Below are 12,347 nucleotides of genomic sequence, written 5' to 3' on the forward strand. Positions count from 1 at the left end.
AGGCTTCCCTTTTTCAATTCCCAATAATTCATTTACACATAATTATTTAAACACTCATTAAAATATACTAAGACTCTGCTAAATATACATTATTTTATATTATGAGCCTTCAACGCTGCCTTAATCTGTTGATCTTTGCTGATACTTGTCATTCCGTCCATATATGGTATTAAGACATCTGGAATTTTAATTGATCCGTCTTCTTGCTGATAGTTTTCCATAATTGCCGCAACTGTTCGTCCAACTGCCAATCCTGATCCATTTAAAGTATGGAGGTATTCAACCGTTCCATCCTCTTTACGATAACGAATCATCGCACGGCGTGCCTGAAAATCAAGACAGTTTGAACATGAACTAATTTCACGATAAGTATGTTGATAAGGCATCCATACCTCTACATCATAGGTTTTAGCTGATGAAAAGCCAGTATCACCAGTTGATAAAACGATCACGTGATGTGCTAAACCCAACTGTTTCAAGACCTCTTGTGCATCTAAAGTTAGTTTCTCCAGTTCAGAGTATGACTCCTCCGGTTTAACGTATTTAACCATTTCAACTTTATTAAATTGATGCATTCGTATTAATCCACGCGTATCACGTCCTGCACTACCTGCTTCTGAACGGAAACATGGCGTCAACGCTGTCAAATAAACTGGTAACTGTTTTTCATCTAGAATTTCTTGGGAATAATAATTAGTTAGTGGAACTTCAGCAGTTGGGATCAGCGTTCTTTGAGTCGCTTCAACTGTATAAACATCCTCTTTAAACTTAGGAAATTGTCCGGTCCCAAACATAGTTTTACCGGTTACTAAATATGGCGGCAATACTTCTTGGTAGCCTTGCTTTTTAGTGTGTAAGTCTAACATGAAATTATAAACTGCTCGTTCCAACCGTGCACCTGCATTTTTATAAAATACAAAACGTGCTCCAGATATTTTAGCAGCTCTCTCAAAATCCAATATCTGCAGATCATCACCCAAATCCCAATGGGGTTTAGGTTCAAACTTGAAATCAGGTATTGTTCCCCACTTTCTGATTTCAACATTGCTATCTTCATCTGGTCCAATTGGAATACTATCATCTGGTAAATTAGGTAAACGAACTGCAATATATTTGAATTTTTCTTCTAAATCCTTGATAGTTTTTTCAGATTGTTTAATCTGTTGGTTTAGTCCCTTTACCTCATCTATTAGTTCTTGTCGTTTATCCTGTTCTTTTTGTTGTTTAATTTCATCAGTTAATTGATTCTTTTTATTTTTCAACTCATCATTTTCTTTAATTTTAATTCTTCTTTGCTGATCCAAAGCTAAATAATTATTAATCTCTTCTTCTTTCACACCCCGAGTTGCTAATTTTTCTCTAACAAGTTTTTGATGTTCACGTACATATTTTGGATTTAACATAAACTTCACTCCTTTAAAATAGAAAAATCCCATAGCCTACTCTAAGTAAGCTATGGGATGTTAATTGCAAACATGGTACCACCCAAGTTAACTGCATTCCGGACTGCAGCACTCTTTTAGTTAACGATAACCCGTCCTAACTTAATTCATTAGGAAAGCTCGGCAGTGGATTCAACTAACTTCATCAGTCAATTTTCAGCTAACATGACTCTCTAAAATGACTACATCAGTTTACTAGCTGCTTCAGTGCAAATCTTTATTGCGACTCAACTATAGTTCAAATTAAATATCATGTCAATAATTTTTTATCACTTTTTAAAAGAATTATTATCTTAATTAAATTTATAACTACAGTATGGAACACAAACAATACTTTTTACAGCTTTATACAAAGAATGACAGCACAATTAATTTATCAAATTAAGAATATAGTTAGTAGTATAACCAAGAAAATCCTCAATATATTACTATTTGTATAGCTTATTTAATTAATCAAAATTTGCAAAGGCATATTATAAGTGACACAATAGTTATGGAGCAAAAAATGTTCAAGGAGGATAATCTTATGTTGGAATTCTTAAAACCTTTGCCTAATGCAAAAAAAGTTGCTGCAGAAAAAATTGGACCCGAGTACAAGAAAAGACAACTGGGCGTCTTAGTTGCAACTTGTTTTAGTTATATTGGGTATTATGTTATTCGCTTAATTTTTACAACTGAACAAGTTCCTTTGATGAAGGCCTATGGCTTCACATTAGGCCAAGTTGGCTTTATTCTATCAACTTTTGGAATTGGTTATGGTGTCTCCAAACTATTTATGGGTGCATTAGCTGACAAGTCAAATACCAAACGCTTTTTAGCTCTGGGATTGTATTTATCATGCTTCTTCAACTTATTAGTTGGTTTTACTAGTAATTATTATGTCATTTTATTTCTAATGCTCTTTATAGCAGTCACTCAATCCATGGGTGCCCCTGCTTGCCAACGTCAGATTAGTTTGTGGTATTCAAAAAAACATCGTGGAACAGCCTTTGCTATTTGGGCATCAGCACATAATGCTGGCGCATTTCTCTGCGTAGCTTCTGTTCAATTAGCTACATTTCTCTTTTCAGGATCCTTAATTGCAGTTTTCACCACTGCTTCAGTTATTTCAGCGGTTATTGCTACTTTGATGCTCCTGATTAATACTGATCGTCCTGAATCTGCCGGCTTACCCAATATTGCTGACTATTCCGGTTACTCTGAAGTTGATGAACATGGTAAATTAACTAATCAAGAATTAACTAACAAGTCCTTCCGCGAAATCTTTGTTCAAGATATCTTACTCAATAAGGTCGTTTGGGCCGTTACGTTGACCTCAATGTCCATCTATGTAATTCGCTATGGCGTTATGAGTTGGATTCCCAGTTACTTGCCTACTAAAGGTTTTACTGTTGAATGGGCTAAATGGTTTATTGGAATCTTTGAACTGTCAGCTGTTCCTGGAGTTATTCTAATGGGAATGCTTTCTGACTTTATCCAAGGACGACGCTCGCTCGTCTGTTTAATTTGTAGCCTTGGAATGGTTGCTTGCTTAATAACTTACTTCACTAGCAATAATCATCTAATAATTACTATAATGTTGTTTATTCTCGGCAGCCTAATCTATGCACCACTTGCACTTGTTGGCTTAATGGTTAATGAAGCAGTTCCCAACTACGCTGTAGGTCTTTCAACTGGTTTTATGGGGTTCTTCCAATATGTTTTCGGAGAAACAATGGCTACTGCCTTAATAGGTAATCTTGTTGATAAATTTGGTTGGAGTGCTGAATCAATAACTATTTATGCTGCTTCAGCTCTTGCCATTATCTTATTAGTCTACCTTGTCTTCAAAGAACGACAAATTTTAAAAATGGAATTTAAAGTGAATAAATAACTGTACTAACACTTAAAAACAACTCTCTAAAAACAACGTTGATAGTTTTTATTTCAGCGCTATTTTTATACAGAAAAACAAATATCAACTGTTATTCTCTACTCACCATACTGAGTAGCAACAACTTCATCTGTTGTCTGATTTTGCAGATTTCCATCTCCATCGATAATGAACATTCCGATATTAGGTGTAGTCATAGGGTCCGCCCCATGGTTCTTCATATTCTGACTAGCATGGTTTTCACGAACTACAATTTCTAACAAACCATCGTCATTTTTCTTCTGTTCAAACGTAAAGTCATCTTCAGTTACGGAGAATGGATAGTTGGACTTGATATGCATAAAGACCCAATCATTAACTTGCTGCGTGGTTAGATTCTTAGTATCAACTTGTTCCTTATCTGCCTTTTCTGAATCTGAATCAGAGTCTGTTTCATCAGCACCAGCATTAGCTATAGTTGGATCTACATCCGTTGTAAGGTAGATATAGTGCCTCCCCTCCGTCAATTCTTGATCAACACTAACAACAGGAGATTTCTTTTTTGAAGAATTGATTGTATAAACTTTTAGTTTGCCGCTCACCAGATAATTGCTGAACTTTAGCTGACCTTCACTATCTAAAGTTCCAACTTTTTTGCTATTTAAATATACCATTGCCCGCGGATCACCATAAATTGTGAAAGTTGCTGTCTTCGACTTTAATGCAACCTTAGTTGTGCCGGCAAAAACAACCTTAGTCGAGCTACTAGTAACTTTTCTACTTGCAATAACTCTTTCAGCTCTAAAAGTATGCTTACCTGGAAACAGTGGACCAACTTTTTTAACTGCCTCATGCGCACTTGTTTCTGAGATCTTTTTACCATCTTGATAGATTTCTGTTCCAGTACGATCAATATGTAATTTTACATATGCTGCCTTGATACTTACCTTGTAACGTGGGAAGAACAGCCAAGCATTGCCTGTCCGCTTAAATGCATAACTCCCCTTATAACTAATATTATTTTGAAAGGCTGTCTTTATAAAATAAGATCTTTGAACAATACATGAAAAGCTCATATCTTATAAATCTAAGATATGAACTTTATTTACATTCCTCTTAAATTGGATAAATACTATCTTATAATTATCTTTATCAGCTAATAAAAACTTTTTAAAACATATTTTGTTACTATTCCGGACGTTAAAAGATAAGATAAAGTAGTAAAAACTACGAACATAAGTGATACATTTTTAAATCCGTCTAAAATTTCTGTTTTATTTATGATACGTTGCAAAACCTTGATTGACTTTATTGAGTCAACTTTTATAGCAAACATTCTCAAAAATAAACAAGCAACTAATATCATCTCAACTATAGCCACAATAAGCCCTAAAAATATATAGATTGTTGCAAAGAATACAGAGTTATTCCAAAATAGTAATTTCATACTAAAATCTGATGGTATTTTAGCGACCATTGCTGGCAATATATTTGCATTATGGTAAATATAAAACGATAGCAGTACACTAAAAATACTAAACATTAATGTACTTTTTTGGATTTTATTCGTAATTGCTGATACAGTAATGCAAATCAAGCCGCTAGAGATAAAAAATAAGCTGATTGCGTATATATCAATTTGTACAATATGTTGGTAATCTTTTAAAGCTAATGCTCCAAAAACTAGTATTAAGAGGAACCAAAATAGCGTTGACAAAGAAACCTTTTGAAAGGTTCTTGACTTTCTATCTGAGAATCTATAGCTAGGAGATGGAATTATCTGATAACTCATGTTTGGCTTTTTTTCATTGAATGCAGATGGCAAATTACTTAGACATCTCTTAATGATAAAGAAATGCTTGCTGCACTTGTTAAATATTATCCTTAGTAAAATAACTCCTAAACTGATAATTGCACTAGTTACTATATCCCCTGGCACTGCCTTTACACAATCCATAAACCAAATAAAAAAACTTCTTAAAATACTCAGAATGAATTTTCACCTTCTCATAATACTTATCATAGAAAAAATAAACAGGCGCACTATCTATTGTGATTTCTATTATATTGAATCAATACTAACTTCACTTCAATATTATAGTACATGACATTTTTAAATTACCCAAGGTTGTAGACGATCTTTTGAAAAGCGTTCCTGTAATTTTGCTTGATCAACACCTTGTATGCCAAACTGCCAAGTTCCTTCAAATCTAATTTTTGTTTTTTCAAGATTTGAGTACTCACTAATATGCTCACGAAAATATTTAAGTAAATCATTAACATTTTGTTGATGTGCCGCATTACCCATAACTCCCGTAAATAAAATTTTTATTTTTATATTTACTAACGATAATAGTTCCAACTGATCCATAATTCTTTGGAAATATGGATCACTATCTTTTTTACCTCTTATTGCTTTAGAAGATATAGTATCCTGAATATCTGGATAAAAATCAGTTAGGTATGCTCCGTAATATTCTTGATAATTTGACACATTTTTTAAAATATAGCGCATATTTCTATCAGTTACACCCTTATGATGAAAAGCTGAGAAATCACTTTCTGGATTATTTTTTTGTTTATTTGAAGGATTAATTAGTAAAATTACCCTATCAAAACGAATCTTAGAAATTTCTCCTGCCTTCAAAGCATCCTGATATTCAATACCATCTCCAGCAACCTTATTCTTCTTCTTACTATCGGCCCAGATTGCAAAACTTGCTTGTTTATTGTATTTTTTATGTAATTCTTTATAAACTTTATCTTTTATCACTTCATAAACTCCCCTTTCAAAAATAAACTAGTTATCAATCCTTACAGACTTCTAAATCTACCACTTATATTTTTTCTCTATCGTCTTCAACAACCATCCTTCCATACATAGATGGGCGTAACTAAAAACCTGTTCAGTTAAAGTAAATACCTCTTTATTTTTAAGTCAATAATTCCCAAAATAGTATTAATATTGATCGTTGTAAGCAAATCTTTCTACCTCCAGTTAGAGTATCGTAACTATGAAAGTTTAGGCGCTAGCAATATTTTTTTGTATTTCACAACAACCATTCAGAGTTATTTACCTTAGTGCTGCAATTTTATGTATCTTAATCCGTTTGCAAACACACCAGCAGTCCTTTCTAATCAATACCGTTCAATCAACCCAGTACTCTTTAATTGATCGACCTCAGCATAGACGGACCACCGACGACCTACCTACACTTTTATAAGCTTGACTATCTCTGTCATGATAAGCACCATAAGAACTAAAGCCTGCTTTAGAAGCTATTTTAATATTATCTTTAACAACTGTTTTTACCGGAAATTACTCTATGTGCACAAACAAATAGTATTTATAGAGGGTAATAATAAGGTTCAAGAAAACGTCTACCGCCGGGGAAGTTATATAAATTATCAAAGAAAAATTGGGGTACAGATATTTTCTTCCCAATAATACCATCACAACTTTAAAATCGTCGGTATATCCTTTCATAATAAAAACTCTTATCCCAGCTATTAATTATGGAACAAATTTTTTAAGCATTTATATGTCAAACAATAGGATAAGAGAAATACGACACTGATTAACATTGACAAAATATTATATAAAATTAATTATTTATATTCTAGAATTTTTTTCTTTTTTACATGAATAATCTACTTTCTTTGGATCATCTACAAAACTAATTAAATTTGAAATCTCACGAATTTTATCCATATATTCTAACATTTCATCACTCGAAAAGTTTTTCTTTCTTAGACTAAGGGCAACCATACCATACTCAGTTGATAGATTAGTCTGAAACAAAGAACTGTCATCTGTATTAATTGAGGTAAGTACATCTTCTCTTGTTAATTTCAAATTATATTTAGCCTGTTTAAACAACGGCAAATCTTCATAATAATCAATTGCACTCATTTTACGATTAGATGTTGGATTAGCTTCAATATAAATTTTGTCATCAATCATTTTAGCCATAACTATTTTTTGGCAAAACTTAACCAGCTCAACTAACTCTTTGTTAGCCTTCAAAACTACAGTTTCTCTTGATTCCGTATAAAATTTTTCGCTATATTCAAAAATCAATTTTAATTTTTCTACCTTACTTAAACAAATCTTTTTTGAAGAAACTGCTTCTTTATTTTTGCTTTTTCTAAAAAAGCCCATTTCTTTATCTTCTCCAAAACGATTTCTATAAAATTCGCTATATTCTTGAATAGTTATCGTTTGCTTTCCTAGGTAATTACTCAGCCAAAAAGCATTATCATCAAATAATGTATTCAGCATCAATGCATTATCAATTCTTTCCTTGGAGTTTTTCACCATTTCAAATATCCATACAAGATTATCCAGCAACTCTATTTTAGTACAAATTATTTCCATATTTTTCCTTTTAAAATATTTTTTGACCTTAAAACCTAGGGCAAGTGCATGTCCTAAGCGATCACCGGGACTATAACTTAGATAATTTATCACTTCATACACATGCCGAATTCCCGTTATAAGACAGTTAAAAGCTTCTCCAACATGAAAAGTATAGTGGATGTTATACTTTTTCTTTAAAGGTACAAAACTTTTATAAAGCTTCACATAAAATTCAGGTGGATTATCTTTTTCATAATTTGCCGTATCAATACCTACTATTCTATGAGAAAATTTTCTGTTTTTTTCAATAAAAGCCATAAGTCGGTCAGCATTTCGTAAATAACTATCTTCTACATATTTCTTATGTTTACCATATGTTTTTATATTTTTTGTTTTTTCATCTTCTGACTTTTCGCTTTTTATAAAATGTACTATTAATCCATATTGTATTTTTGCATTTTTTTCCCTACACCTTCGTGACTCTTCTTCGTTATAGTAGTCCAATTTTGTAATTAGATCCGTATAATCGTCAATATCCCTTTTGGGAGCAATTCTTAATTCTATTTTATTAACCTTTGATTCCTTATAGTATTTATGAAATACAGACCTGTAGTTTTTTTCATCATCATCTGCAAATAATCCTTTAATATCTTCAATACTTTTAAAACTGTCAAACCCGCCTAACTCATTTCCTTGGATAAAAGATAATTTTAACTTCCCATAACATTGAAGTAATAAATTCAAATAATTCTGTTCAACTACTGTAGGCCGATTTTCCTTTTTTATATCCATCAGAATATTCCAATAGAATATTCTTTCTCTTAAATAATCATTTTCTGGTCTTTTAGATGTTATTTCTTTATTCCACCAGAAACTTTTATTGTGCTGCATACGTAATATCGAATCTCGCAACGTCTCATTTTTTAGGACATAGTATCCATTAAAGCCAAAAAGTTTCTCCCAGTATAGCAGCCTTTTTTTTAGTTCAGCAGGTTGAAAACTACTATTTTTATTAAAGCAGTAAGATTTATAACATGATAATTCATACAAATATATCCTTAAGATTTTAGTTTTATAAAATAGTATTTTTATCTCATCAATAGTACAAATCCTTCTCAGTGAAGCCATTGCTAATGAGTTTTCAATAAATTCATCTAAGCTATCAATCTCTTTTTGACTAAATTCCGTGCTTTCCAAATAACGGTCCATATTTTGCTCATAAATATACCCTGAAGCCTTTAAGTGAGCATGATTCTCAGAAAACCCATTTTTCAGCTTTTGAGCTAATCTATTATTATCATTTCGAGGTATATATGGAGTTTTTTCTATAATTTCTTTCGAATTTCCTGCTGAAAATTCTATCGCAGCAAAACTTATCAAGAAATTCAAATCAATCCTATTTATTAAACCATCCCATCTGAATAACATCTTAAAATCAAGCATCAATTGGTCATTCTGGACATAGAAGAGCCTACTTATTAATAATTTAACCAAACCTAAACTATTAGTACTTTTATATTTTTCTTGGAGTACATCACATATTTCTTTCAATAATAGTAACAATTCATTTTTATCATGTTCTTTGGGATACTTCATGAAATAGACATTAATAACATCCTCTCGAAACCTGGCATTTTTACGTAGATCAAATGCATATATATCAAATTTAAAATCAGTAAATTTATTAAGCAGTTTTATAGGGTTAAGATCCCTATAAACTACACCACAAAAATGTTCTATTACTTCAAGATCTAAATTTGTAACTTTTGCCATTACTTATCCTCATCTCTGAGCCTTGTCCTATTAAGCATTCCTTGGACACCAGGCTGTTCAATTTTTGATTGGCTAATTCGTTTTCTACTAGGTCTAGTTAACTCTTCATAAACAGCTTTATCCTCTTTATTTGGCGCAGGAGCTAATTTTTTCAAGTATCTTTTTCTTTCTAAAAAGGTAGTTCCTTGTTTAGTAATATTATCAATAATAGCTCTACGTTCATTTTGTCCTGCTTCATTACTAAAACTATTTAATAAATCGCTAACACCTTCAAGTGAAATTTTCGAATTATTATTTTCAGAATTTTCTTCTTCTGATTCCCCTTTAAAGTTTTCTGGATTATAGGGTGTCATGTACTTAAAATTCTCACCTTTATAGGCAAATAAAGACTGAAAACAGTCCGCTAACATACTGGCTTCTCTATTAATTCTTTGGTAAGTTAGGTAATTATTAATTCTTTCTAGTGTATAATTAGCCCAAGTATCTTTAGAATCATCTGCATAGTTATAAGTATTTATTAAATCTAGCTGAAAGACATCTGTTACTAAATACCCTAATTTTTTTTCATCACCTGGAGTATTAGTAAATATTCTTTTAGCCATCTCAATCTGTTCTTCAATATAATCTTGATGTGTTAAATACGCTAGCGGATCTAAATTATAGTTTCTTTTTGCAAACATCTGCATTTCAAATTTCATCATAGGATTTCTAAGATTCCAATACTTGATGTTATTTCCTTCTTTACTTACAGCATTTATAAAGTATCTTCTATTGAAAAGTAATGGTATTACATCCTTATCGCTTAAAACTTCTCTTGTCTGAGATCCCAAACTTGAGCGATTAGTGTATACCATGTATGGGAGAACATCTCTTAATAACATTGTAATATTACTATCTTTACTACTATTAGTTGGCCAGATAAATGGCTTTCTGAAACGTTTATTATAAGCTATAAAACTAGTTGTAACTTTACCATTCAATAAAAGTATGTAATTATTTTTGCTTATCTGCATTTTTTCTTTATTATCTTCTTTATCAATTACTCCTAAAATATTTTTCATTAATAAAATTGAATAATTAATTTTTATGAAATAAATTAATTTGTATATACTATTATTTTCTAGAAATCTTTGATAAGAAAATTCAAGAATCTCAATTATATTAAGTACATCACCAAGCGAAACATTCTCAGATGATATATAATTTATATTAAGAATATAATTTTGAAAAACACCATTTTTATATGTATCAATTCTTTCAGTATTTATTTCATTATCTAGTTTACCTAGCAAATTAAAGATTTCCCGATAAATGACATAGTTATGTTCTTTTATATCTGAATTCTTAATTTTGTTATATACCTCAATCAAATTTGAAGGTAAGATGCTTTTGGCAATTAAATTAAGATACGATTCAAATTTTTCGATATTTTTTAATTTTTTAGTTACTACGTCACTTAGTTCTACACTGTTAATATCTGAATTATTTTCAAACATATCCATATCAAAAATAACTTTTAAAAACTGTATCAAATCGCGCAAGTTTTTTGTAAAAAAATTATCATAAAATTCATTGTTTTTTGTTGGCTCAAATGTAAGCCCCGTTGCATTAAAAATAGCTTTAGTTAACCAATCCTTGACCGAGAGCCCATCATAATGTTTTTCACCTGACAAATCAATACTTGTAAGTAAATCCCTAATTTGTTGAGTATCCTTACCCTTTATTAAAAAGTCCCTTAAATAATCATACATTGGTTTTGCCATAGCGACAGATTGTTCTGGCAATAATATTTGATGGTTATGCGGAATTAACTTAGATAGCTGATTATTAACCCTGTCTTCAAGTTCGTTTATATCTATGACATTTTCGTCTAATAAAATTTTATTCTCATTTATACTTTCTGCTAATAAAGTATTTTCTAATTGCTTCGGACGATACGCAAGTATTACAATAAGTTTAGTATATGCAATAAACTTACTTAACATTTCAATTTCTTTTACGATGTACTTGTTACTAATAAGATCTAAATCATCAATAACACAAACCACTTTCATGTCTTTTTTGCCCTTTACACTAACAAATCTATCTATAAGGCAATTAACTTCTTTAATAAAATTAACTTTATTTTTCAAGTCTTCCGTAAAACTTTCTGTTGAAAGTCCTTTAGCTAAGTCTTTACGATCAATTCTTAAAGAACTTAAAGTCTTATTTACTTTTTCTAACTGTCCATAGAAATTATTCAAGGTATATTCAAAGCCGTCAGTGCTGCAAAAAAAGCTATCATCATCTATTTTATCTATTGTATTTTTCCTCTCACCCTCGACCTCCGAAGCTATTTTTGATATGATAAGTTCTAAAATATTAAGTTGATCGTCCAGTATACTTGGATCTATTGGATCAAGAATTATTATTTTTGAATTTTCTTCTTTTTTCTCGTCTCCTTTTATTTTATTAATTGCCACCTTTAAAAATGAACTTTTACCACTACCTCTATTACCTAAAATCCCAATAATTCTCGATTCGATTTGCTCATTATCAATCCCACAAATCTCTTTAAAAATATTTTTAAATTTTTCAAGTTTATCATCATACAAACTATGACTAAAACTATCGCTATTATTTCCAAAGGAATATATATTTCCATCAGATGGTAACTTCAAAAAATCAGTTTTCACTTTACTAACTCCTTATTATTTTAACTGTATTTTTTAGCTAAAGACAAATCATTATATTTTTATTATATAACTTTATTGCTAAATAGTAAGTATTAAAATTAGACTTATAAAGAATTGCCAGTGATGGTTTAAAAATATCCACATCACTTTATGAAATTTTCAAACTACTCTTAATAATCCTATATAAATTCCGAATTCATACAAAAAGGATTCTAATCACAACATGATTAGAATCCTAAATTATT

The 12,347-nt window shown here is 30.9% G+C and carries 7 protein-coding genes and 1 other annotated feature; of the genes, 1 reads left to right on the forward strand and 6 read right to left on the reverse strand.

Annotated elements, in window-relative coordinates:
• Positions 1-89: 89 nt before the first annotated feature.
• Positions 90-1,403, reverse strand: a complete 1,314-nt coding sequence (serS, locus tag FC81_RS02635) for a serine--tRNA ligase (RefSeq protein ID WP_057742762.1) — start codon at positions 1,401-1,403, stop codon at positions 90-92.
• 50 nt (positions 1,404-1,453) lie between these two features.
• Positions 1,454-1,659, reverse strand: a binding site (T-box leader).
• 309 nt (positions 1,660-1,968) lie between these two features.
• Here serS and FC81_RS02640 point away from each other — a divergent pair.
• The gene (locus FC81_RS02640) at positions 1,969-3,315 is read left to right on the forward strand and encodes an MFS transporter (protein WP_057742764.1); all 1,347 of its coding nucleotides are present in this window, start codon (positions 1,969-1,971) and stop codon (positions 3,313-3,315) included.
• Between the two features lie 98 nt (positions 3,316-3,413).
• On the opposite strand, the gene FC81_RS02645 is transcribed toward FC81_RS02640, so the two are convergent.
• The 5 genes from FC81_RS02645 to FC81_RS02665 all read right to left on the reverse strand — a co-directional run bounded on the left by FC81_RS02645 (position 3,414) and on the right by FC81_RS02665 (position 12,102).
• A complete protein-coding gene (locus tag FC81_RS02645; RefSeq protein ID WP_057742766.1) occupies positions 3,414-4,370 on the reverse strand; it encodes a TcaA 3rd/4th domain-containing protein in 957 nt (318 codons plus the stop codon).
• A gap of 80 nt (positions 4,371-4,450) precedes the next feature.
• Positions 4,451-5,233, reverse strand: a complete 783-nt coding sequence (locus tag FC81_RS02650; protein ID WP_235804618.1) for a hypothetical protein — start codon at positions 5,231-5,233, stop codon at positions 4,451-4,453.
• 174 nt (positions 5,234-5,407) lie between these two features.
• Positions 5,408-6,067 carry a hypothetical protein gene (locus tag FC81_RS02655; RefSeq protein ID WP_057742769.1) on the reverse strand — a complete coding sequence of 220 codons (660 nt, stop codon included), beginning with the start codon at positions 6,065-6,067 and terminating at the stop codon, positions 5,408-5,410.
• A gap of 840 nt (positions 6,068-6,907) precedes the next feature.
• Positions 6,908-9,427, reverse strand: coding sequence for an amidohydrolase family protein (locus tag FC81_RS02660; protein ID WP_057742771.1), 2,520 nt, complete (start codon positions 9,425-9,427; stop codon positions 6,908-6,910).
• Positions 9,427-12,102 carry a P-loop NTPase fold protein gene (locus FC81_RS02665; RefSeq protein WP_057742773.1) on the reverse strand — a complete coding sequence of 892 codons (2,676 nt, stop codon included), beginning with the start codon at positions 12,100-12,102 and terminating at the stop codon, positions 9,427-9,429. Before FC81_RS02665 ends, FC81_RS02660 begins: the two co-directional genes overlap by 1 nt.
• Positions 12,103-12,347 lie beyond the last annotated feature (245 nt).

This window comes from Liquorilactobacillus capillatus DSM 19910, assembly GCF_001434915.1.
In the GTDB taxonomy this organism is placed as follows: domain Bacteria; phylum Bacillota; class Bacilli; order Lactobacillales; family Lactobacillaceae; genus Liquorilactobacillus; species Liquorilactobacillus capillatus.